The following is a 23,353-nucleotide window of genomic DNA, read 5'->3' on the forward strand; positions in this document are numbered from 1 at the left end:
AGCAAGCTCGCTCCCACAAGGGATCGAGTTTCTTCAATTAAAATGCAATCAAACTGTGGGAGCGAGCTTGCTCGCGAAGGGGCCAGTCAATCCACCGCCAAAGCCTTGGCCAAGCGCTTGAGTCTGGCACCCGAAGCCAACTGCATCACCCCTTGATCGCGCTGCCACATCTGCGCCCAATCCGGATCACCTTCGCTTAACGCCTGGTCCACCTCGCCCTTCAGCGCATCAAACTGCGCAAACAAACCCGCCAACAACACATGCCCCGCAGGATTGTTCGGCGGCTTCCGGCTCATCTCCGCACACCCGGCCAGCAGCGCCAGCAAGCGCAGTTGCAGCGTCTGCGGCCAGTCGCAGTCCTGCGCGACGCCATACAACCAAGCGGTCATCGCGCTTAGTACATAGACATCTTCCAGCGTGCGGAACGGTTTGACGTAAGCATCCCAGCCATCCCCCGCGAGCAACTCGCACAGCGCGCCATCGAGATGCAGCCGGCCATGGCTGATGTCGGGCATCAACGGCAGTGCCGGCAGTTTTTCCACCGTCACACCGGACTCGCCGGGATACGCCACCGCCAGACTCAGGCGCGGCATTTCGCCGGGCTCTTCACAGCGTGCGGCAATCAGCAGCCAGTCCGCCGCATCGCCGGCCGTGACGAAATCCTTACGGCCGCTCAAGCGCAAATCCGTCAGCCGCGTTTGCATGTCGGCCGGGCGCAAGCTGCGCTGTTCGGTCGCACACAACGCGCCGAGGCTCAGCGGTGCGCTCGGCCACAGCATGCGCAATGCCGCTTGATAACCGACCAGAAACGCCAATCCCGGTGTCGCCATCCGCCGCCCACCCGCCACGGCCAATTCGAACGGCGTGACGTTGCCCAACTGCTGCAACAAGGTCGCGAAACCCTCCGCCAGGTCAGCAACGGCGGGCAATCGTTCATGGCTTTGCAGCAGATCTGGCCAGGGCATAAGAGGCTCCTTGTGGGCTGTCATATAAGCATCACCAAAGGTTCATGGCGATGACACCGGGGCTACATAGCCTGACTTTGCACAACACGGCTGCATAAAGAAAGTCGATCGGCTGCAACCCACGACGGGTTAAAGGCCCGTACGGAGATTTACATGACTCAGATCGCCCGCATCAGCGACACCGGCAATGAACGCCGCCTGCAAGCCGAACGCCTGATCGGCGCCGATGCCTTGCAGCAAGCCCAGGCCTTGCGCTTCAACGTCTTCAGCGGCGAGTTCAACGCCAAGCTGAAAGGCGCGGAGCTGGGTCTGGACATGGATGATTATGATGTTCACTGCAGCCACATCGGCGTGCGGGATCTGAACACCGGTCGCTTGGTGGCGACCACGCGTTTGCTTGATCACACCGCCGCCAGCAGCCTCGGCAAGTTCTACAGCGAAGAAGAATTCAGCCTGCACGGCCTCGCCCACCTGAAAGGCCCGATCCTGGAAATCGGTCGCACCTGCGTCGACCCGGCCTACCGTAACGGCGGCACGATTGCAGTGTTGTGGGGCGAGTTGGCGGAAGTATTGAATGAGGGCGGCTACAGCTATTTGATGGGTTGCGCGAGCATCCCGATGCAGGACGGCGGCGTCCAGGCCCACGCGATCATGCAGCGTCTGCGCGAACGTTATCTGTGCACCGAAAACTTGCGCGCCGAGCCGAAAAAACCGCTGCCGACCCTCGATATTCCGTCGAACGTGATCGCCGAAATGCCACCGCTGCTCAAGGCTTACATGCGCCTTGGCGCGAAGATCTGCGGCGAGCCGTGCTGGGACGAAGATTTCCAGGTTGCCGACGTGTTCATCCTGCTCAAGCGCGACGAACTCTGCCCGCGCTATGCCAAACACTTCAAGGCAGCCGTGTGATGAGCCGGTTGCGGGTGTACGCGCGGATCGCGCGAGTGCTGGTGGTAGTGTCGCTGGGGTTGACCATGGCCAGTCTGTTCGGCGTGTTTGAGCGGATCGGCCTGGCGCATTCGATGGAACGCCGCCAGCGCTGGTCGCGCTTTTTCATGGCACGCCTGAGCAATGCCCTGCCCTTTCGCATGACCGTGCACGGTGAACTGCCAAAACAGCCGATGCTGTGGGTCAGCAATCATGTGTCGTGGACCGATATTCCACTGCTGGGCATGCTCACGCCGCTGTCTTTTCTGTCCAAGGCCGAAGTGCGTACCTGGCCGGTGGCCGGTTGGCTCGCGGCGAAGGCTGGCAGTCTGTTTATCCGTCGCGGTTCGGGTGACAGCCAGTTGATCCGCAAGCAGATGACCCGTCACCTGCAAACCGATCATTCACTGCTGATGTTCCCCGAAGGCACCACCACCGACGGCCGTTCGCTGCGCACTTTCCACGGTCGCTTGCTGTCAGCGGCGATTGATTCAGAGGTGATGCTGCAACCGGTGGCGATCCGTTATCTGCGTGATGGCGAAATCGATACGCTGGCGCCGTTCATTGGTGACGACGATCTGCTGTCGCATTTGATGCGCCTGTTCAGCAATGATTGCGCCGATGTTGAAGTGCATCTGCTCAAGCCGATCGCCTGCCATGGACGGGAACGTGCGGCGCTGGCGTTTGAAGCGCAGCAGGCGGTGCAGAAGGTGTTGTTTGGCGAAGTGGCGAAACCGGCCGAACCGCGTCGTGCGGGCGAGCTGATCGCTGCCTGAAACACACAGCCCCCTGTGGGAGCGAGCTTGCTCGCGAAGGCGTCTTTTCAGTCAACTCATCTATGGCTGATACACCGCATTCGCGAGCAAGCTCGCTCCCACAGGGATTTACTGTGTCGCAGAGTGCTGGGCGAAGTCTTGCAGTTGGGGGTAAAACAATCTGAAGTCCTCACTCAGCGGCTCATACAACCGCCGCAACTCCTGCATCGCCCCCGCCAATTCCTCCGGCCGGCTCAACCGCCGCGAGATCCCGCGCAACACCTGGTCCAGCACTTCAAATTCCTCATACGAGCCCAGCCAGTCATTGGCGACCATGTGCGGTGCGATCTTCGCCAGGCGCTCGGGCAATTGCGGTTCACGGGACAAGACCCGATAAACGTCAGCGGTAAACTGCGCCAGCGGCTGATCGGCATACAACCGCCAATCTCGCGCCAGGCAATGGTCGAAAAATACATCGAGGACGATCCCGGCATAACGCCGACGGGTATCAGAAAACCGCCCCAGCGCGATGTCCACCAGCGGATGGCGATCAGTGAACACGTCGATCCGTCGGTGCAGTTGAATCCCCGCTTCGACCTCCGGGGCAAATTGCCCTTGCAGCCGACCTTTGACGAAATCGCCATACAGACTGCCGAGTAATTGATCGGGGCGCTGGCCACCGAGATGCAAATGTGCGAGATAGTTCATGGGCGCAGCTTAGCACCGCGCCCTCGTTTCAATACACCCAACGCATCATTATAACCCGATATACCGATTTATGCGGTCATCAGATCAAAATCATATTGGTATATCGCGAAGTACCGATTTAAAGTTCGCCTCATCGCGATATAGCGCTACAGACATCACGAGCCCAAAGCCATGAACCTCGACCTCGACGAAATAATAAAAGCCCTGGCACACCCAGTACGGCGAGACATTCTCAACTGGCTGAAAGACCCGAAAGGCGAATTCCCGGAACAGCTGCACAACCACGAGTACGGCATCTGTGCCGGACAGATCGATCAACGCTGCGGCCTGTCGCAATCAACCGTGTCGGCACATTTGGCGACCCTGCAACGGGCCGGACTGATCAGCAGTCAGAAGGCCGGGCAATGGCACTTTTTCAAACGTAACGAGGACGTGATTCAGGCGTTCCTCAGCACCCTCAGTAAAGAGCTCTGACCCTTAACGTCAGCCAGCCCACAAGGAAACAACGATGCCCCTCTCACTACTCATACTCGCCTTGAGCGCCTTCGCCATCGGCACCACCGAGTTCGTCATTATGGGCCTGCTGCCCGATGTGGCGGCCGACCTCGGTGTGTCGATTCCTGGCGCCGGCTGGCTGGTGACCGGTTACGCCCTGGGCGTGGCCATCGGTGCGCCGTTCATGGCACTGGCCACCGCCAAACTGCCGCGCAAGGCTGCACTGGTTGCGTTGATGGGCATCTTCATTGTCGGCAACTTGCTCTGTGCGATGGCCAGCGACTACAACGTGCTGATGTTCGCCCGTGTGGTCACCGCGCTGTGCCACGGCGCGTTCTTTGGTATCGGTTCGGTAGTGGCCGCAGGTCTGGTGGCGCCGAACAAACGCGCCTCGGCAGTCGCGTTGATGTTCACCGGTTTGACCCTGGCGAACGTCCTCGGCGTACCACTGGGCACCGCGCTGGGCCAGGAAGCTGGCTGGCGTTCGACCTTCTGGGCAGTGACCGTGATCGGTGTGATCGCGCTGATCGGCCTGATCCGCTTCCTGCCAGCCAAGCGTGACGAAGAAAAACTCGACATGCGTGCCGAACTCGCCGCCCTCAAAGGCGCCGGCATCTGGCTGTCGTTGAGCATGACCGCACTGTTCGCCGCCTCGATGTTCACCCTCTTCACCTACGTCGCCCCGCTGCTCGGCGATGTCACCGGCGTCTCGCCAAAAGGCGTGACCTGGACCTTGCTGTTGATCGGCCTCGGTTTGACGGTCGGCAATATCATCGGCGGCAAACTGGCGGACAAACGCCTCGCTGCCACCCTGATTGGCGTGTTCGTGGCGATGGCGGTGATTTCCACGGTGTTGAGCTGGACCAGCGTCGCGCTGATCCCGACCGAAATCACCCTGTTCCTCTGGGCCACTGCTTCATTCGCGGCGGTACCGGCACTGCAAATCAACGTGGTGACCTTCGGCAAAGCGGCACCGAACCTCGTCTCGACCCTGAACATCGGTGCGTTCAACGTCGGTAATGCCCTCGGCGCCTGGGTCGGCGGCAGCGTCATCGCCCACGGTTTCGGCCTGACCAGCGTGCCTCTGGCGGCGGCAGCCCTGGCGGTGCTTGCCCTGCTGGTGACCCTGATTACTTTCCGTCAGAACGGCAATGCCGATCTGGCCCCCGCTACTCATTGATTAACCACTTCACTTAAGAGGGTTGTATTTCATGGCAACTATTTTTGATCCAATCAAACTGGGCGACATCGAGCTGACCAACCGCATCATCATGGCCCCGCTGACCCGCTGCCGCGCCGACGAAGGTCGCGTACCGAATGCGCTGATGGCCGAGTACTACGTACAACGCGCCTCCGCCGGCCTGATCCTCAGCGAAGCCACTTCGGTGACCCCGATGGGCGTCGGCTACCCGGACACCCCGGGCATCTGGTCCAACGATCAGGTGCGCGGCTGGACCAACGTGACCAAAGCGATTCACGGTGCCGGCGGCAAGATCTTCCTGCAACTGTGGCACGTGGGTCGGGTCTCTCACCCTTCGTATCTGAACGGTGAAGCGCCAGTCGCACCGAGCGCTATCCAGCCCAAAGGTCACGTCAGCCTGGTGCGTCCAATGGCCGACTACCCAACCCCGCGCGCACTGGAAACCTCTGAAATCGCCGAAATCGTCGACGCCTATCGCACCGGTGCCGAGAACGCCAAGGCGGCCGGTTTTGATGGCGTGGAAATCCACGGCGCCAACGGTTACCTGCTCGACCAGTTCCTGCAAAGCAGCACCAACCAGCGCACCGACAACTACGGCGGCTCCCTGGAAAACCGTGCTCGCTTGCTGCTGGAAGTGACTGACGCGGCCATCGAAGTCTGGGGCGCCGGTCGTGTCGGCGTGCACCTGGCACCACGCGCCGACTCCCACGACATGGGCGACGACAACCTGGCTGAAACCTTCACCTACGTGGCCCGCGAACTGGGCAAACGTGGCATCGCATTCATCTGCTCCCGCGAGAAAGAAGGCGCCGACAGCCTCGGCCCGCAACTCAAAGAAGCTTTCGGCGGCCCGTACATCGCCAACGAACGCTTCACCAAGAATAGCGCCAACGAATGGCTGGCCAGCGGCAAAGCGGACGCCGTGGCGTTCGGTGTGCCGTTCATTGCCAACCCGGATCTGCCAGCGCGCTTGAAAGCTGACGCACCGCTGAACGAACCGCACCCGGAAACCTTCTACGGGAAAGGGCCGGTTGGCTATATCGACTATCCGGCGCTGTAAGCGTTAACGCAGAAATGCAGAAACGCAAAAGCCCCCGGACTTGTGAGAGTCGGGGGCTTTTTTGTGTTCGCCTGGAGGTTGATGCCGTGGCGTGAGACTTAGCCCCTCACCCCAGCCCTCTCCCGAGGGAGAGGGAGCCGATTGGTGTGGGTTTCAGATTTTGCGTTCAGCGGGATATTTCAGGTCGGCGTAGTTTGGATTAACAACCCGGTCAGTCCCCTCTACCTCTGGGAGAGGGTTAGGGTGAGGGCAAGCGGTTCACACTCGTTCACACGCACGACACAAAAACCCTACAAAATCCGTAGTTCACTACGTATAAACTTCGCGCCACAAACGTATATAGAAGCAGGCCAATTGACATAAGCTGCGCCAATTACACATTGTTCATTTGCGCAGGCTGGGGCTCAGGCGCAGCATGTCCAATCCTGTATCGACCCAGCGTTCGGCCTCGGCGTGCAACTCGAAGCTGTCCGGCGCCAACAGCCACCCATAGAGGAGGCCATCAATATAGGCATGAATGCTGATGGCCGCACGGGCAGTGTCGAGATCTTCCGGCAACTGGCCGCGATTCACCGCATTACGCAGGGTCAATCCGATGCGCACATTGCAATCGAGACTGGCCGTCCGGCGCTGCTGGCGCAGATCGCACATTTCATCGGTGAACTCGCACTTATGAAACAGAATTTCGTTGATGCGACGGGTCTTCGGGTCCAGCGCAACTTGATGAAACAAATGAATCAACAATTTGCGCATGCAGCCCAACGGGTCGAGTTCGTCTTCGCTTTCACTGGCTTTGGCCAGTTCATCCAGCGGCTCATGCAAGCTGTCGAGCATGGCCTGCACCAGATCAGCCTTGTTGCTGAAGTGCCAGTAGATGGCGCCGCGCGTGACGCCGGCCATTGTCGCGATATCCGCCAAGGTCGTGCGGGCCACGCCCCTTTCATAAAACGCTTTCTCTGCCGCTTCGAGAATCTGGCTGCGCGTTTCCTGAGCTTCTTCTTTGGTACGACGGACCATGGCAGTAAAACCTCAAACAGGATGTTTCAGGGATGGCTTGAATATCCGCTGAATAAAGAGGGGATCAATCTCTATCGAATCGTCTCCCCGGCCTACAATTTCGAACCTTGCGACGACTTTTGTAACAGGGTGGGTACGCAGTCAAGGTGTTTACAAACAACCATGAACGTAAGTATATTGCTTAGCACGCTACTTATCCACCCGATTTTTTTTCACCCTTCCACACTTCTTGTGCGTTTTTTGCGCGCCTGACCCGAGGATTTTCATGCAATTCAAGCCAGCTGTTACCGCTCTGGTCACTGCCGTCGCCCTGGCATCGCTGCTCAGCGGATGTAAAAAGGAAGAAGCGGCACCGGCCGCTCCGCCTCCTCAGGTCGGCGTCGTCACCCTGCAACCACAAGCGTTTACCCTCACCTCCGAACTGCCGGGCCGCACCAGTGCGTTCCGCATCGCTGAAGTGCGACCACAGGTCAACGGCATCATTCTCAAGCGTCTGTTCAAGGAAGGCGGCGATGTCAAAGCCGGCCAGCAGCTGTATCAGATCGATCCGTCAATCTATGACGCGACCCTGAAAAGCGCCGAAGCCAACCTGCGTTCAACCAAGTCGATCTCCGACCGCTACAAGCAATTGGTCGATGAGCAAGCCGTAAGCCGTCAGGAATACGATACAGCCGTGGCCAATCGCATGGAATCGGAAGCGTCCTTGCAGACCGCACAGATCAATGTGCGCTACACCAAGGTCTACGCCCCGATTTCCGGTCGCATCGGTCGCTCTTCGGTCACCGAAGGCGCACTGGTCAGCAACGGCCAGACTGACGCGATGGCAACGATCCAGCAGTTGGACCCGATCTACGTCGACGTCACCCAGTCTTCGGTTGAATTGCTGGAACTGCGCCGTGAACTGGAAAGTGGTCGACTGCAAAAGTCCGGCGACAACTCGGCGGCGGTCAAGCTGACATTGGAAGACGGCAGCCAGTACAAGCTAGACGGTAAGCTGGAATTCTCCGAAGTGACGGTCGATCCGACTACCGGTTCCGTGACCCTGCGCGCCGTGTTCCCGAACCCGGATCACACGCTGTTGCCAGGCATGTTCGTCCGCGCCCAATTGCAGGCCGGTGTTAACGCCGCCGCCATTCTGGCGCCACAACAAGGCGTGACCCGTGACCTCAAAGGCGTTCCGACCGCACTGGTCGTCGGCGCCGACAACAAGGTTGAGTTGCGTCAGCTCAAGGCCAGCCGCACCGTCGGCAGCCAGTGGCTGATCGAAGACGGTCTGAAGGCCGGTGATCGTCTGATCACCGAAGGTCTGCAGTACGTCCGTCCAGGTGCCGAGGTCAATCCGACCGAAGCGACCAACGTAGGCAACAAGAACCCGGCCCCCGCACAGGCAGCTGATAAAGCCGCCGGCGGCAAAGGGGAGTAACCCATGTCAAAATTCTTCATCGACCGTCCGATTTTCGCCTGGGTAATTGCCCTGGTGATCATGTTGGTCGGGGCACTTTCGATCCTGAAATTACCGATCAACCAGTACCCGAGCATTGCGCCACCGGCCATTGCGATCTCCGTGACCTACCCGGGCGCTTCGGCGCAAACCGTGCAAGACACCGTGGTCCAGGTGATCGAGCAACAGCTCAACGGTATCGACAACTTGCGTTATGTCTCGTCGGAAAGTAACTCCGACGGCAGCATGACCATCACGGCGACCTTCGAGCAAGGCACCAACTCCGACACCGCGCAGGTGCAGGTTCAGAACAAGCTGAACCTCGCTACCCCGCTGTTGCCGCAGGAAGTGCAGCAACAAGGTATCCGCGTGACCAAGGCAGTGAAAAACTTCCTGCTGGTGATCGGCGTGGTATCGCGTGACGGCAGCATGAACAAGGACGACCTGTCCAACTACATCGTGTCGAACATGCAGGATCCGATCTCCCGTACTGCCGGTGTCGGTGACTTCCAGGTCTTCGGTGCCCAGTACGCGATGCGCATCTGGCTCGACCCGGCCAAGTTGAACAAATACAACCTGACCCCGAGCGACGTCAGCACCGCGATCTCGGCGCAAAACGTGCAGATCTCGTCGGGTCAACTCGGCGGTTTGCCGGCGCTGCCTGGCCAGCAACTGAACGCCACGATCATCGGCAAGACCCGTCTGCAGACTGCCGAGCAGTTCAAGGCGATTCTGCTGAAGGTTAATCAGGACGGCTCACAAGTACGCGTCGGTGATGTTGCCGACGTCGGTCTGGGCGGTGAAAACTCCAGCATCGCGGCGCAGTTCAACGGCAAACCGGCCTCCGGTCTGGCGGTAAAACTGGCCAACGGCGCCAACGCCCTCGACACGGCCAAGGCACTGCGCAAGACGATTGACGACCTCAAGCCGTTCTTCCCGCAAGGCATGGAAGTGGTGTTCCCGTACGACACCACTCCGGTGGTGACCGAGTCGATCAAGGGTGTGGTTGAAACCCTGGTCGAAGCAATCGTGCTGGTGTTCCTGGTGATGTTCCTGTTCCTGCAGAACTTCCGCGCCACCGTCATCACCACGATGACCGTGCCGGTGGTATTGCTGGGTACGTTCGGCATCCTCGCGGCGTTTGGCTTCAGCATCAACACCCTGACCATGTTCGGTATGGTGCTGGCCATCGGCTTGCTGGTGGACGACGCCATCGTTGTGGTGGAAAACGTCGAGCGGGTGATGAGCGAAGAAGGCTTGTCACCGAAGGAAGCGACCAAGAAGTCCATGGGTCAGATCCAGGGCGCACTGGTCGGTATCGCGTTGGTACTGTCGGCGGTTCTGTTGCCGATGGCGTTCTTCAGCGGTTCCACCGGTGTGATCTACAAACAGTTCTCGATCACCATCGTCTCGGCCATGGCCCTGTCGGTGCTGGTTGCCCTGATCTTCACCCCGGCGCTCTGCGCGACCATGCTCAAGCCGATTCCGAAGGGCGAGCACGGCACGCCGAAAACCGGTTTCTTCGGCTGGTTCAACCGTAACTTCGACCGCGGCGTGCGCAGCTATGAGCGCGGTGTCGGCAACATGCTGACGCGCAAGGCCCCGTATCTGCTGGCTTACGTGCTGATCGTGGTTGGCATGATCTGGCTGTTCACACGTATTCCGACCGCGTTCCTGCCGGAAGAAGACCAAGGCGTGCTGTTCGCTCAGGTGCAAACCCCGGCCGGTGCCAGTGCCGAACGTACGCAAGTCGTGATCGACGAAATGCGCACCTACCTGCTGGAAAAAGAATCCAGCTCCGTGGCCTCGGTGTTCACCGTCAACGGCTTCAACTTCGCCGGTCGCGGCCAGAGCTCGGGTCTGGCGTTCATCATGCTCAAACCGTGGGACGAGCGTGATGCGAACAACAGCGTGTTTGCCCTCGCCCAGCGTGCCCAGCAGCACTTCTTTACCTTCCGCGATGCGATGGTGTTTGCCTTTGCCCCGCCGGCAGTACTGGAGCTGGGTAACGCCACCGGTTTCGACGTGTTTCTGCAGGACCGCGCCGGTCTCGGTCACGAAAAACTGATGGAAGCGCGCAACCAGTTCCTCGGTCTCGCGGCGCAGAGCAAAGTGCTGTATCAGGTGCGTCCGAACGGTCTGAACGACGAGCCGCAATACCACCTGGAAATCGACGACGAGAAAGCCCAGGCCCTAGGCTTGAGCCTTTCAGACATCAACAGCACGCTGTCGATCTCCTTCGGTAGTAGCTACGTCAACGACTTCATCGACCGTGGTCGGGTGAAAAAGGTTTACCTGCAAGGTCAGGCCGGTGCTCGCATGAGCCCTGAAGACTTGAAGAAGTGGTACGTACGCAACAACGTCGGAACCATGGTGCCGTTCTCCGCGTTCGCCAAGGGCGAGTGGATCTACGGTTCGCCGAAACTGGCTCGATACAACGGCGTGGAAGCCATGGAGGTGCTCGGTTCTCCGGCGCCGGGTTACTCCACGGGTGAAGCGATGGCCGAAGTCGAAGCGATTGCCAAGAAGCTGCCGGCCGGTGTCGGTATCTCCTGGACCGGTCTGTCCTACGAGGAACGACTGTCCGGTTCGCAAGCACCAGCGCTCTACGCCCTGTCGCTGCTGATGGTGTTCCTGTGTCTCGCGGCGCTGTATGAGAGCTGGTCGATTCCGATCGCGGTCATGCTTGTGGTTCCGCTGGGGATCATTGGTGCGTTGCTGGCCACCAGCCTGCGCGGTCTGTCCAACGACGTGTACTTCCAGGTGGGGCTGTTGACGACCATCGGTCTGGCAGCGAAAAACGCCATTCTGATTGTCGAGTTCGCCAAAGAGTTGCATGAGCAAGGGCGCAGTCTGCGCGAAGCGGCGATTGAAGCCTGCCGCATGCGTCTGCGACCGATCATCATGACCTCGCTGGCCTTCGTCCTCGGTGTTGTACCGTTGGCGATCTCCACGGGCGCAGGTTCGGGCAGCCAGCACGCAATCGGTACTGGCGTAATTGGCGGTATGATCACCGCCACCGTACTCGCCATTTTCTGGGTCCCACTGTTCTTCGTCACCGTGTCGTCCATAGGTCAGCGTAAAAACGCCGACAAGGATGACGCCGTAGAAACTCCTAAAGAGGCTGGCCAATGAGCAAGTCGCTACTCTCCCTCGCAGTCGCCGCCTTCGTGCTGAGCGGTTGCTCGCTGATACCTGACTATCAGCAGCCTGAGGCTCCGGTCGCAGGCCAGTACCCACAGGGCCCGGCGTACTCGCCGGCCCAGGCACCGGCGCAAGCCGCTGCCGAGCAGGGCTGGAAGCAGTTTTTCCATGACCCGGCCCTGCAACAGCTGATCCAGGTCTCGCTGGAAAACAACCGCGACCTGCGTGTTGCGGCACTGAACATCGACGCTTATGCGGCTCAGTACCGCATTCAGCGTGCCGACCTGTTCCCGGCGGTTTCGGCCAATGGCAGCGGCAGCCGTCAGCGTCTGCCGGCGCGTGCGTCGCAGACTGGAGAGTCGATGATCAGCAGTTCGTACTCCGCCACCGTTGGCATCAGCGCCTACGAACTCGACCTGTTCGGTCGGGTGCGCAGCCTGAGCGAACAAGCGCTGCAACAATACTTCGCCACTGAAGAAGCGCGTCGCAGCACCCAGATCAGTCTGGTCGCCAGCGTTGCCAACGCCTACCTGACCTGGCAGGCCGACAAGGAACTGCTCAAGCTGACTCAGGACACCCTCGGTGCCTTTGAAGAAAGCTACAAGCTGACCAGTCGCAGCAACGAAGTCGGTGTGGCTTCGGCGCTGGACCTGGCGCAGTCGCGCACCTCGGTGGAAAACGCCCGTGCGCAACTGGCGCGTTACACCCGCCAGGTGGCTCAGGACGAAAACAGTCTGACCCTGCTGCTCGGCACCGGTATCCCAGGCAATCTGCAAACGGCCAAACCGCTGGCCGATGATCTGCTCAGCGACGTACCGCCGGGCCTGCCATCGGACCTGCTGCAACGTCGTCCGGATATCCTTCAGGCCGAGTACAACCTGAAGGCTGCCAACGCCAACATCGGCGCCGCCCGTGCAGCGTTCTTCCCAAGCATCAGCCTGACTGCCAACGCCGGTACGCTCAGTCCGGATCTGTCCGGTCTGTTCAAGGGTGGTTCGGGGACGTGGCTGTTCCAGCCGCAGATCAACCTGCCGATCTTCAACGCCGGCAGCCTGCGCGCCAGCCTCGACTACGCCAAGATCCAAAAAGACATTGGCGTGGCGAACTACGAGAAGTCCATTCAAACGGCCTTCCAGGAAGTCGCCGACGGCCTGGCCGCACGCCAGACCTACACCGAGCAGTTGCAAGCGCAGCGTGACTTCGTGCAGGCCAACCAGGATTACTACCGCCTGGCCGAGCGTCGTTACCGCATCGGTGTCGACAGCAACCTGACCTTCCTCGATGCCCAGCGTCAGCTGTTCAGCGCCCAACAAGCGCTGATCACCGACCGCCTCGCGCAGCTGACCAGTGCGGTCAACCTGTACAAGGCATTGGGCGGTGGCTGGAATGAGCAAACCGCGCAGAACGAACCGCTGAAAGAAGAAGCACCGAAGATGAAGCTGTTCTGATCATCTGCTGAACACAGAGAGCCCACCGTTTGGTGGGCTTTTTGTTGTCTGCCCAAAGGTTGTGCTGTCTGCACCCGCCCCATCGCTGGCAAGCCAGCTCCCACAGTGTTCTCGGGTGCACCCAAAATGTGACATCAACACAAAAACATGTGGGAGCTGGCTTGGCAGCGATGAGGCCCTGACTTTCCACACAAAGCCCGGCTCAATCTTGCGTTCGATAATCGCCCCAAAACCACTTTCCCCAATTGAAACCCGCCATCCCCGCCCCGCACCATTCATCCCACAAAACCAATAACATCAGGTTCGACACCATGCCCCCGCGCCCTGCCCTGTCCGGCTGATCACCGCCGCCTCATCCCGAATTCTGCACACCCATGCCCGTCGCGAAAGCGTCGGCAACGGATCCCGTTCGACCCAAAAAATAACAAGAGACTCTGCGATGCCTCATCCAACTGCGCCGTACGCAATCCCCAGTCTGATCGCCCTGGCACTGGCCGGTGCCGCGTTGCCCGTTGCGGCTGAAGAAGCCGGTTTTGTCGAAGGCGCCAAGGTCAACCTGAACCTGCGCAACTTCTACATCAACCGCAACTTCACCAACCCGACCAAGGCTCAGGGCAAGGCTGAAGAGTGGACACAAAGCTTCATCCTCGACGCCAAATCCGGCTTCACCCAGGGCACCGTCGGTTTCGGCATGGACGTGCTGGGGCTGTATTCGGTGAAGCTCGATGGCGGTAAAGGCACGGGTGGCACGCAGCTGTTGCCCCTGGATCATGACGGTCGCCCGGCGGACAACTTTGGCCGCACCAACGTCGCGTTCAAAGCGAAGTTGGCGCAGACAGAAGTGAAGGTCGGCGAATGGATGCCGGTGTTGCCGATCCTGCGTTCGGACGACGGTCGCTCGTTGCCGCAAACCTTTCGTGGCGGCCAGATCACTTCGAAGGAAATCGACGGCCTGACCCTCTACGGCGGCCAGTTCCGCGCCAACAGCCCGCGCGATGACAGCAGCATGAGCGACATGTCGATGACCGGCAAAGCGGCGTTCACCTCAGATCGCTTCAACTTCCAGGGCGGTGAATATGCGTTCAACGAAAAACGCACGCAGATCGGTTTGTGGAATGCCGAGCTCAAGGACATCTACAGCCAGCAATACATCAACCTGATCCACAGTCAGCCCGTGGGCGACTGGACCCTGGGCGCCAACCTCGGTTTCTTCTACGGCAAGGACGACGGCAGCGCGCGCGCCGGAGATCTCGACAACAAAACCTGGTCCGGGATGTTCTCGGCCAAATATGGCGGCAACACCTTCTATGTCGGCCTGCAAAAACTCACCGGCGACAGCGCCTGGATGCGCGTCAACGGCACCAGCGGCGGCACCCTGGCCAACGACAGCTACAACGCCAGTTATGACAATGCGCAGGAACGTTCCTGGCAGCTGCGCCACGACTACAATTTCGCCGCCATGGGCGTTCCCGGCCTGACCCTGATGAACCGCTACATCAGCGGCGACAACGTCCACACCGGCACCGTCACCGACGGCAAGGAATGGGGCCGCGAATCGGAACTGGGCTACACCGTGCAGAGCGGCGCACTCAAGAACCTCAACGTCAGATGGCGCAACTCGACCATGCGCCGGGATTTCAGCAACAACGAGTTTGATGAGAACCGGTTGATCGTCAGCTATCCGATCAGTTTGCTCTGAACACGGATCTCCCCTGTGGGAGCGAGCTTGCTCGCGGAAGCGGTTTGTAATTCAGCAGAGTTGTCGACTGATACGCCGCCATCGCTGGCAAGCCAGCCCCCACAGGTTCTTCTGTCGCTCACAAAGTATGAGTTCACTGAAGATCCTTGTGGGAGCTGGCTTGCCAGCGATGGCGTCAGCTCAAACAACCTTACTCCCGCGATTCAACACCCAGCTCATCCCACACAGACTCCGCCAGATGAAACGTCGCATTCGCCGCCGGAATCCCGCAGTAGATCGCGCTCTGCATGATCACTTCCTTGATCTCGCCCCGGCTCACGCCATTATTGGCCGCAGCGCGCAGGTGCAGTTTCAGCTCGCCCTCGCGGTTCATGCCAATCAGCATGGCGATGGTGATCAGGCTGCGCGTGTGCCGAGGCAAGCCTGGGCGGGTCCAGATGTCGCCCCAGGCGTGGCGGGTGATCATCTCCTGAAATTCCGAGTTGAACTCGGTCAGTGTGGTCAGGCTGCGATCGACATGCGCGTCGCCCAACACCGCGCGGCGGACCTGCATGCCTTCGTCGTAACGTTGTTTCTCGTCCACAAAATCTTCCTCACTGAACCTGTAAAAACGCCAACACGCGATCGCTGAAAGCTGTACCTGCCTGCACGTTGGAAAGATGCGCCGCATAGAACTCGACGTACTCGGCACCGCGCACATGTTCCTGAATGAAGTGCCCGCCGGACGGTGGCGTCACCGCGTCTTCAGTGCCGGCGATCACCAGCAACGGCAGGTTGATCGAACTCAGTTGCTCGCGGAAATCAGCATCCCGCACTGCCGCGCAATTGGCCGCATAACCTTCTGGCGAAGTCGCGGCGAGCATGTCGGTAATCTGCTTGGCCGCCGCCGGATGGGCTTGAGAAAAGTCCGGGGTAAACCACCGCGCAATCGACGCATCGCGCAAGGCAACCATCGCTGCCGGGCCGTCGCGTAGCACCGTTTCGATGCGCGGGTTCCACACCGACGGATCACCGATTTTCGCCGCCGTGTTGCACACGATCAGTTTGTGCAAACGATGACCTGCATTGATCCCCAGCCACTGGCCGATCAACCCGCCCATGGATAATCCGCAGAAATGCGCGCGCTCGATGTGCAGCGCATCCAGCAGTCCGAGCACGTCGTGGCCCAGTTGCTCGATGCTGTACGGCCCCGGCGTCACCAGCGATTTGCCGTGCCCGCGAGTGTCGAAACGCAGCACGCGAAAGTGTTCGGTAAATGCCGGCATCTGCGCATCCCACATGTGCAGATCGGTGCCCAGCGAGTTGGACAGCACCAGCACCGGCGCATCGACCGGGCCTTCAATTTGATAGTGCAGTTCGCCATCGGCGAGTTGAACGAAAGCCACAGACCTCTCCTTCAGACAGTCAACGCGTTGTGTTCGGCCACCGCTCGCTCGACCCAGACCTGCGCCTGACCGAGGTAATGGGCGGGATTCATAAGATGATCCAGTTCAGCGCAGCTCAATTGCCCAGTGACCTGCGGCTCGTCACCGAGCACGGTGCGCAAGTGGCGCTGCTCGGCCACTGCACGTTTGCAGCATTGTTCGAGCAAGTGATGCGCGGTGTCGCGGCCAACCCGTTGTGCGAGCACGATGCTCACCGCTTCGGCCAGCACCAGCCCTTGAGTCAGGTCGAGGTTGCGCGCCATGCGTGCTGCATCGACTTCCAGCCCTTGCGCGAGCAGTCGTGCCTGTTGCAGCGATCCCGAGACGAGGCAGCAGATTTCAGGCAGGGTTTCCCATTCGGCATGCCACAAACCGAGGCTGCGTTCGTGCTCCTGCGGCATCGCACTGAACAGCGTCGACACCAGCCCCGGCACTCGCGTGGCGGCGCTGATCAACACCGCCGCGCCGACCGGATTGCGCTTATGCGGCATGGTCGAAGAACCGCCCTTGCCCGGTGCCGATGGCTCGAAAACTTCAGCCGCTTCGGTCTGCATCAACAGGCTGATGTCGCGGCCAAATTTGCCGAGGCTGCCGGCGATCAAACCGAGCACCGCGCCAAACTCCACCACGCGATCACGCTGGGTGTGCCACGGCTGTTCCGGCAAGGTCAGTTGCAATTCTTCGGCCAAGGCTTGGGCAATCGGCAATGCCTGCTCGCCCAGTGCCGCGAGCGTGCCCGACGCACCGCCGAATTGCAGCACCAGCAGACGAGGTTTCAGTTCGCGCAAACGCTGGCGGCTGCGGGTCACGGCGCCGAGCCATCCGGCGATTTTCATGCCCAGAGTCACTGGCGTCGCGTGTTGCAACCAGGTGCGCCCGGCCATCGGCGTTGCCGCGTGGCGCTGAGCCTGCGCAGCAAGAGAGTCGGCCAGTTGCGCCAGATCGCTTTCGATCAGATCCAGCGCCTGGCGCAATTGCAGCACCAGCCCGGAATCCATCACGTCCTGACTGGTCGCGCCCAAATGCACATAACGCTCGGCGTCGGCATCGGTTGCGGCAATCTGCTTGCCCAACGCCTTGACCAGTGGAATCGCCGAATTGCCCGCCGTGGCAATCGCCTCGCCCAGCGCTGCGAAGTCATAGAGGTCGGCGCGACAGGCATTCTCGATGGGCGCAACAGCGCTCGCCGGAATCAACCCCACCCGCGCCTCGGCCCGGGCCAGCGCCGCTTCGACGTCGAGCATTGCCTGCACACGGCCCTGATCGCAGAACACTTCGCGCATATCGCGGGCGGTGAAGTAGGCATCGAACAGTTGATTGCCCGGTCGCTGAGTCATAAAAGTCCTTGCTGGCGCGGGCCATCGCGGCCCGCGCACATGGGTTTACAGATCGTGGTGCAAATACTTCGCCTGCTTCGGCAAGCGCAGACTGAACAGAAAGGCCACCGCCATCATCGCCGTAACGTACCAGTAGAAAACGTTTTCCATGCCGCCAGCCTTGAGACTCAGCGCAACGAATTCCGCCGAACCACCAAAGATCGCGTTCGCCACCGCATACGCCAGACCGACGCCGAGGGCGCGGACTTCCGGCGGGAACATTTCGGCTTTCACCAAACCACTGATCGAGGTGTAGAAACTGACGATGGCCAACGCCACGGTGATCAGTACGAATGCCAGGAACGGACTGCTGACCCCTTTCAGGCTGAGCAGGATCGGCACCGTGAACAGCGTGCCGAGGGCGCCGAACCAGAGCATCGAGCTACGTCGACCGATCTTGTCGGCGAGCATGCCGAACAGCGGTTGCATGCACATATAAAGGAAGAGCGCGCCGGTCATGATGTAGCTCGCAGTTTTGGCGTGCATACCGGCGGTGTTCACCAGGTACTTCTGCATGTACGTGGTGAAGGTGTAGAAAATCAGCGAACCACCGGCGGTGTAGCCGAGCACGGTGATGAACGCGGCCTTATGATCGCGGAACAACGCACGGATGCTGCCGGCGTCCTTGTTCTCGCGCATTTCCTTGCTGGTGGTTTCTTTCAGAGAACGGCGCAGGAACAGCGAAATCAGCGCTGCCACCGCACCGACCACAAACGGAATCCGCCAGCCATAGGCACGCAGGTCGTCTTCAGTGAGGAACTGTTGCAGCACCACCACCAGCGACACCGCCAGCAATTGCCCGCCGATCAGCGTCACGTACTGGAACGAGGCAAAAAAACCGCGCTGGCCCTTGAGCGCAACTTCACTCATGTAGGTCGCGGTGGTGCCGTACTCGCCGCCGACCGACAGACCTTGCAGCAGACGTGCGAACAGCAACAACACCGGCGCCCAGACGCCGATGTCCTTGTAAGTCGGCAGGCAGGCGATGAGCAACGAGCCGAAGCACATCATCAGAATCGAGATCAGCATCGAGTTCTTGCGGCCATGCTTGTCCGCCACCCGGCCGAAAATCCAGCCGCCAATCGGTCGCATCAGGAAGCCTGCGGCGAACACCCCAGCGGTGTTGACCAGTTGTACGGTGGGATTGTCGGAGGGGAAGAATGCCGGGGCGAAATAGATCGCGCAGAAGGCGTAGACGTAGAAGTCGAACCATTCGACGAGGTTGCCGGACGAAGCGCCGACAATCGCGAAGATGCGCTTGCTGCGCTCTTCGCCGGTGTAATGGGCGGTCTGGGTTGTCATTATTTTTCACTCAATAGGGACAGTGAGATTCTAGACACACTTTGCAACAGTCCCGTTCCACAATGAATCAGCAACACAGTTCACCTGTGGGAGCGAGCTTGCTCGCGAAGGCGTCGTGTCAGGCAACAAATTTTGCGACTGACAAACCGCTTTCGCGAGCAAGCTCGCTCCCACAGGGGACGTTGTTTCAATAATCGAAAAACACCGTTTCGGCATCAGTGCCCTGCAAAATCACATTCCACTGATAAACCCCCGACGAATCCTGTTTGGCCAGCAACGTCGCGCGACGCTCGGCCGGTACGCATTCGAGCAGCGGATCATCAACGTTGGCCGGTTCCCCTTCAAAGTAGATCCGCGTCAGCAAGTGCTTCACCAACCCGCGCGCAAACACCAATACCACCAGATGCGGCGCCTGGGTCGACCCCTTCAAACCCTCAACCGTACCCGGTTTAATCGTGGTGAAACGGAAACGCCCTTCCGCATCCACCGGCACCCGGCCAAAACCTTCGAAATGCGGATCGAGCGGTTTGTTCTGCTCGTCTTCCGGGTGGTCGTACTTGCCAGCGGCATTCGCCTGCCAGACTTCAAGCATGGCGTCGTTGACGACATCGCCGTTGCCGTCCAGCACTTGGCCGGTGATCGCCACGCGCTCACCGAGGGTTTGTTCATTGGCGAGGTTTTCGCGGTTCAGCCAGGTCAGGCCGATGTGGTAATACGGCCCGACGGTGTGGGACGTGGTCGCAGTCAGCGTCATCTTATTTCTCCATCGGCGTGGCTTCACGCCCGCGCAGCACGATGTCCCAGCGATAACCGAGGGCGTAGGACGGAATGGTTTTTTCCAGATCGAAACTGGCGATCAAACGTTCCTTCGCCGACGTGTCCGGCACGCAGTTGTAGATCGGGTCATAGGCCAGCAGCGGGTCACCGGGGAAATACATTTGCGTGACCAGGCGGGTGAGGATGCTCGGCCCGAACAGCGAAAAGTGGATGTGCGCCGGGCGCCAGGCGTTGTGGTGGTTGCCCCACGGGTAGGCGCCGGGCTTGATGGTCTGGAACTGATACCAGCCATCGGCGTCGGTCACGGTGCGGCCGGTGCCGGTGAAGTTCGGGTCCAGCGGCGCGTCGTGCAGATCGCGCTTGTGGTTGTAGCGGCCGGCGGCGTTGGCCTGCCAGATCTCCACCAGAATCCCCGGCACCGGCAAGCCGTTTTCGTCGAGCACACGGCCGTGGATGATGATGCGCTCACCCTGCGGCTCGCCTTCATGCTGGGCCGTCAGGTCGTTGTCCTTTTCAGCCACGCGTTCGGCGCCGATGGTCGGACCGGTGATTTCCGACAGCGAATGCGGCAGAAACACCAAAGGCTTCGATGGCGAGCGCAGATTGGTGGATTGATACGTCGGGTGCAGGTACTCAGGCTGGGTGCCTTCCTGCGGGCGACGGTAACCAGGCTTGTCAGACATTTCGCTTTCCTCTGTTCTTATTCGTCACGGCGGCGTCAGACGCGTTCGATGGCCAGGGCCAGACCTTGGCCGACTCCGACGCACATGGTCGCCAGACCTTTCTTGCCACCGGTCTTTTCCAACTGATGCAGGGCGGTCAGCACCAGCCGCGCACCGCTCATGCCCAACGGGTGACCCAAGGCAATCGCGCCACCGTTCGGGTTGACCTGAGCGGCGTCGTCCGCCAGGCCCAATTCACGCAGCACCGCCAAGCCTTGGCTGGCGAAGGCTTCGTTGAGTTCGATCACATCAAAATCACTAACCGCCACACCGAGGCGCTCGATGAGTTTGCGCACCGCCGGCACCGGGCCGATGCCCATCACCCGTGGCGCCACCCCGGCACTGGCCATGCCCAGCACTTTGGCGCGAGCCGTCAGACCGTGTTTTTTCACCGCTTCAGCCGAGGCCAGAATCAACGCGGCGGCGCCGTCGTTGACCCCGGAGGCATTACCGGCGGTGACGGTTTTGTCCGGGCCATTGACCGGTTTCAATTTGCTCAGGGCTTCAATCGTGGTGTCCGCACGCGGATGTTCGTCCTCGCTGACTACCGTTTCGCCCTTCTTGTGCGCGATTCGCACCTCGACGATTTCTTCGGCGAAGTAGCCGGCAGCCTGCGCGGCCGCAGTCCGTTGCTGGCTACGCAGAGCGAAAGCGTCCTGATCCTCGCGGGAAATTTCGTAGTCGTCGGCGACGTTGTCGGCGGTCTGCGGCATCGCATCGACGCCGTACTGCGCCTTCATCAACGGGTTGATGAAACGCCAGCCAATAGTGGTGTCTTCCAGTTTCATGTTGCGCGAAAACGCCGCGTCAGCCTTGCCCATCACAAACGGCGCGCGGGACATCGACTCGACGCCACCGGCAATCGCCAACTCCATCTCGCCGCTGGCGATAGCACGGAACGCCGTACCAATCGCATCCATGCCCGAAGCGCAGAGGCGATTGAGGGTTACGCCCGGCACGGTTTCCGGCAGCCCCGCCAGCAGCAGCGCCATGCGCGCGACGTTGCGGTTGTCTTCGCCGGCCTGGTTTGCGCAGCCGAGAAACACTTCGTCGATCTGGTTCCAGTCCACCGATGGATTGCGTTCCATCAGTGCCTTGATCGGCACGGCGGCAAGATCGTCGGCGCGCACAGCGGACAATCCACCGCCGAAGCGACCAATGGGGGTGCGAATCGCATCGCAGATATAAACGTCACGCATCATGCTTCTCCTGGTGCCTGACCGTGGGCCGCAGCGGTGCGCGCTTCGAGATCGCGCAGCGCGGTCAGTTCGACTTCGCTCGGTTCGGCGGTGGTGGCAACGTTGTCGGCAAAACGGATGGCCCAACCGGTGGCGGCGACCACTTGCTCGCGGGTCACGCCCGGGTGCAGCGCGGTGACCACAAACTCATGGGTGCCCTCTTCCGGTTCCATGGTGCACAGGTCGGTGATGATGCCGACCGGCCCGGCGCCCGGCAGGCCCAGACGTTTGCGCGAATCACCGCCCTCGCCATGCCCGACCGAGGTGATGAAATCGAGTTTGTCGACAAACGAGCGCGCCGACTGTTTAAGGATGATCAGCACGCTTTTCGCCGAACCGGCAATCTCCGGCGCGCCACCGGCACCCGGCAGACGCACTTTCGGTGCGTGATAGTCGCCGACTACGGTGGTGTTGATGTTGCCGAAACGGTCGACCTGCGCCGCGCCGAGAAAACCGACGTCAATCCGTCCGCCCTGCAACCAATAGCGAAAAATCTCACCGGTCGGCACCACGGTGTCGGCGGTTTCCGCCAACTCGCCATCACCGATGGACAACGGCAACACGCTGGGCTTGGCGCCAATCGGGCCCGATTCGTAGATCAGCACCACGTCTGGCGATGAGGTCAGGCGTGCAAGGTTGGCGGCTTTCGATGGCAGGCCGATGCCGACGAAGCACACCGAACCGTTTTTCAAACGGCGGGCCGCAGCGACGGTCATCATTTCATTGGTGGTGTAAGTCATTATTTGGCCCCCGAAACAGCGGCCAGCTTGGCCTGGAATTCGCTGAAATCAGCGCTGCCATGGATGTATTCGTTGATCCACGCAGTAAACGTCTCACGGTCGCGGGCGATCGGGTCCCACGCCTGATAGAAACGGTTATCGCGCTCGTTGTAACCGTGGGCGTAGGAAGGATGCGCGCCACCGGGTACGTGGCAAACCGCACTCAGGGCCCAGGTCGGCAGGACGCAGGCGTTCATCGGTGCCTTGAGGTCGTCGACGATTTCTTCGACGGTGACAATGCAACGCTTGGCGGCCAATGCGGCTTCTTTCTGTACACCGAGAATGCCCCACAGCAGCACGTTGCCCTTGCGGTCGGCTTTCTGCGCGTGGATCACCGTGACGTCCGGGCGGACCGAAGGCACCGCCGCCAGCACTTCACCGGTGAACGGGCACGTCACGGATTTGATCAGCGGATTGACCTTCGGCAAGTCGGAACCGGCGTAGGCACGCAGCACCGCGAATGGTAGGCCGGAGGCGCCAGCGACGTAGGCATTGGCCAGATCGGCGTGGCTGTGTTCTTCGATCTCCAGCGGCTGCGGCCATTGCTTCTCGACCGCATCGCGCAGACGGTGCAGCGAACCCACACCCGGATTACCACCCCACGAGAAAATCAGTTTGCGCGCACAACCGGCACCGATCAGTTGGTCGTAAACCAGGTCAGGCGTCATCCGCACCAGCGTCAGATCTTTCTTGCCCTGACGAATGATTTCATGACCCGCCGCCGTAGGGATCAGGTGAGTGAAGCCTTCGAGCGCGACGGTGTCGCCGTCGTTGACGAACTGCTTCACCGCGTCGTGCAGCGAAAGGATCTCAGCCATGGAGCGGGCTCCCGTTTTTTGTAGTGGATCGTCAGTGATAAAAAGGCGCGAGGTTCA

The 23,353-nt window shown here is 60.4% G+C and carries 21 protein-coding genes; 9 read left to right on the forward strand and 12 right to left on the reverse strand.

Annotated elements, in window-relative coordinates; translation table 11 throughout:
- Positions 1-86 precede the first annotated feature (86 nt).
- On the reverse strand, positions 87-965 hold the full coding sequence (locus ACIQVE_RS10600; protein ID WP_402807642.1) for an acyl-CoA dehydrogenase: 879 nt from the start codon (positions 963-965) through the stop codon (positions 87-89).
- 153 nt (positions 966-1,118) lie between these two features.
- On the opposite strand from ACIQVE_RS10600, the gene olsB reads away from it, so the two are divergent.
- Both olsB and ACIQVE_RS10610 read left to right on the forward strand, forming a co-directional pair.
- Positions 1,119-1,874 (forward strand): L-ornithine N(alpha)-acyltransferase, encoded by a 756-nt coding sequence (gene olsB / locus ACIQVE_RS10605; protein WP_402807645.1) that lies wholly within the window; start codon positions 1,119-1,121, stop codon positions 1,872-1,874.
- Positions 1,874-2,668, forward strand: coding sequence for a lysophospholipid acyltransferase family protein (locus tag ACIQVE_RS10610; protein ID WP_402807646.1), 795 nt, complete (start codon positions 1,874-1,876; stop codon positions 2,666-2,668). The genes olsB and ACIQVE_RS10610 overlap by 1 nt, the downstream gene beginning before the upstream one ends.
- A gap of 108 nt (positions 2,669-2,776) precedes the next feature.
- Here the strand turns inward: ACIQVE_RS10610 and ACIQVE_RS10615 are convergent, their stop codons facing one another.
- Complete coding sequence (locus tag ACIQVE_RS10615; protein ID WP_402807648.1) at positions 2,777-3,355, reverse strand: ACP phosphodiesterase; 579 nt, start codon at positions 3,353-3,355, stop codon at positions 2,777-2,779.
- A 171-nt stretch (positions 3,356-3,526) separates the two neighbouring features.
- Between ACIQVE_RS10615 and ACIQVE_RS10620 the strand changes: the two genes are divergently transcribed.
- Genes ACIQVE_RS10620 through ACIQVE_RS10630 form a run of 3 tightly spaced genes read left to right on the forward strand, consistent with a single transcriptional unit; the run spans position 3,527 to position 6,111 of the window.
- Positions 3,527-3,829, forward strand: coding sequence for a helix-turn-helix transcriptional regulator (locus ACIQVE_RS10620; RefSeq protein WP_016771327.1), 303 nt, complete (start codon positions 3,527-3,529; stop codon positions 3,827-3,829).
- Between the two features lie 34 nt (positions 3,830-3,863).
- Positions 3,864-5,030, forward strand: a complete 1,167-nt coding sequence (locus ACIQVE_RS10625) for an MFS transporter (RefSeq protein ID WP_402807649.1) — start codon at positions 3,864-3,866, stop codon at positions 5,028-5,030.
- Positions 5,031-5,061: 31 nt separating this feature from the next.
- A complete protein-coding gene (locus tag ACIQVE_RS10630; RefSeq protein ID WP_402807652.1) occupies positions 5,062-6,111 on the forward strand; it encodes an alkene reductase in 1,050 nt (349 codons plus the stop codon).
- Positions 6,112-6,495: 384 nt separating this feature from the next.
- Here ACIQVE_RS10630 and emhR read toward each other — a convergent pair whose 3' ends face one another.
- Positions 6,496-7,128: an efflux system transcriptional repressor EmhR gene (gene emhR / locus ACIQVE_RS10635; protein ID WP_402807655.1), complete on the reverse strand. Its 633-nt coding sequence runs from the start codon at positions 7,126-7,128 to the stop codon at positions 6,496-6,498.
- Between the two features lie 265 nt (positions 7,129-7,393).
- On the opposite strand from emhR, the gene ACIQVE_RS10640 reads away from it, so the two are divergent.
- The 4 genes from ACIQVE_RS10640 to ACIQVE_RS10655 all read left to right on the forward strand — a co-directional run bounded on the left by ACIQVE_RS10640 (position 7,394) and on the right by ACIQVE_RS10655 (position 14,860).
- A complete protein-coding gene (locus ACIQVE_RS10640; protein WP_402807658.1) occupies positions 7,394-8,551 on the forward strand; it encodes an efflux RND transporter periplasmic adaptor subunit in 1,158 nt (385 codons plus the stop codon).
- A 3-nt stretch (positions 8,552-8,554) separates the two neighbouring features.
- Positions 8,555-11,704, forward strand: a complete 3,150-nt coding sequence (gene emhB / locus ACIQVE_RS10645) for an efflux RND transporter permease subunit EmhB (RefSeq protein WP_402807661.1) — start codon at positions 8,555-8,557, stop codon at positions 11,702-11,704.
- A complete protein-coding gene (gene emhC / locus ACIQVE_RS10650) occupies positions 11,701-13,161 on the forward strand; it encodes an efflux RND transporter outer membrane subunit EmhC (RefSeq protein ID WP_402807663.1) in 1,461 nt (486 codons plus the stop codon). The genes emhB and emhC overlap by 4 nt, the downstream gene beginning before the upstream one ends.
- Before the next feature lie 439 nt (positions 13,162-13,600).
- Positions 13,601-14,860 (forward strand): OprD family porin, encoded by a 1,260-nt coding sequence (locus tag ACIQVE_RS10655; protein WP_402807665.1) that lies wholly within the window; start codon positions 13,601-13,603, stop codon positions 14,858-14,860.
- Between the two features lie 190 nt (positions 14,861-15,050).
- Here ACIQVE_RS10655 and pcaC read toward each other — a convergent pair whose 3' ends face one another.
- The 9 genes from pcaC to ACIQVE_RS10700 form a co-directional block, all read right to left on the reverse strand.
- The gene (gene pcaC / locus ACIQVE_RS10660) at positions 15,051-15,443 is read right to left on the reverse strand and encodes a 4-carboxymuconolactone decarboxylase (protein WP_007917093.1); all 393 of its coding nucleotides are present in this window, start codon (positions 15,441-15,443) and stop codon (positions 15,051-15,053) included.
- 10 nt (positions 15,444-15,453) lie between these two features.
- Complete coding sequence (gene pcaD, locus ACIQVE_RS10665) at positions 15,454-16,245, reverse strand: 3-oxoadipate enol-lactonase (protein WP_402807669.1); 792 nt, start codon at positions 16,243-16,245, stop codon at positions 15,454-15,456.
- Between the two features lie 11 nt (positions 16,246-16,256).
- On the reverse strand, positions 16,257-17,621 hold the full coding sequence (locus tag ACIQVE_RS10670) for a 3-carboxy-cis,cis-muconate cycloisomerase (protein ID WP_402807672.1): 1,365 nt from the start codon (positions 17,619-17,621) through the stop codon (positions 16,257-16,259).
- A gap of 45 nt (positions 17,622-17,666) precedes the next feature.
- A complete protein-coding gene (locus ACIQVE_RS10675) occupies positions 17,667-18,962 on the reverse strand; it encodes an MFS family transporter (RefSeq protein WP_402807674.1) in 1,296 nt (431 codons plus the stop codon).
- 187 nt (positions 18,963-19,149) lie between these two features.
- The gene (gene pcaG / locus ACIQVE_RS10680; RefSeq protein WP_402807677.1) at positions 19,150-19,716 is read right to left on the reverse strand and encodes a protocatechuate 3,4-dioxygenase subunit alpha; all 567 of its coding nucleotides are present in this window, start codon (positions 19,714-19,716) and stop codon (positions 19,150-19,152) included.
- 1 nt (position 19,717) lies between these two features.
- Complete coding sequence (gene pcaH, locus ACIQVE_RS10685; protein WP_201234614.1) at positions 19,718-20,422, reverse strand: protocatechuate 3,4-dioxygenase subunit beta; 705 nt, start codon at positions 20,420-20,422, stop codon at positions 19,718-19,720.
- 35 nt (positions 20,423-20,457) lie between these two features.
- The gene (gene pcaF, locus ACIQVE_RS10690; protein ID WP_402807680.1) at positions 20,458-21,663 is read right to left on the reverse strand and encodes a 3-oxoadipyl-CoA thiolase; all 1,206 of its coding nucleotides are present in this window, start codon (positions 21,661-21,663) and stop codon (positions 20,458-20,460) included.
- On the reverse strand, positions 21,660-22,442 hold the full coding sequence (locus tag ACIQVE_RS10695; protein WP_402807735.1) for a CoA-transferase subunit beta: 783 nt from the start codon (positions 22,440-22,442) through the stop codon (positions 21,660-21,662). The genes pcaF and ACIQVE_RS10695 overlap by 4 nt, the downstream gene beginning before the upstream one ends.
- Positions 22,439-23,296 (reverse strand): CoA transferase subunit A, encoded by an 858-nt coding sequence (locus ACIQVE_RS10700; RefSeq protein ID WP_402807683.1) that lies wholly within the window; start codon positions 23,294-23,296, stop codon positions 22,439-22,441. The genes ACIQVE_RS10695 and ACIQVE_RS10700 overlap by 4 nt, the downstream gene beginning before the upstream one ends.
- Positions 23,297-23,353 lie beyond the last annotated feature (57 nt).

The organism is Pseudomonas sp. NPDC098747 (assembly GCF_044760045.1).
In the GTDB taxonomy this organism is placed as follows: domain Bacteria; phylum Pseudomonadota; class Gammaproteobacteria; order Pseudomonadales; family Pseudomonadaceae; genus Aquipseudomonas.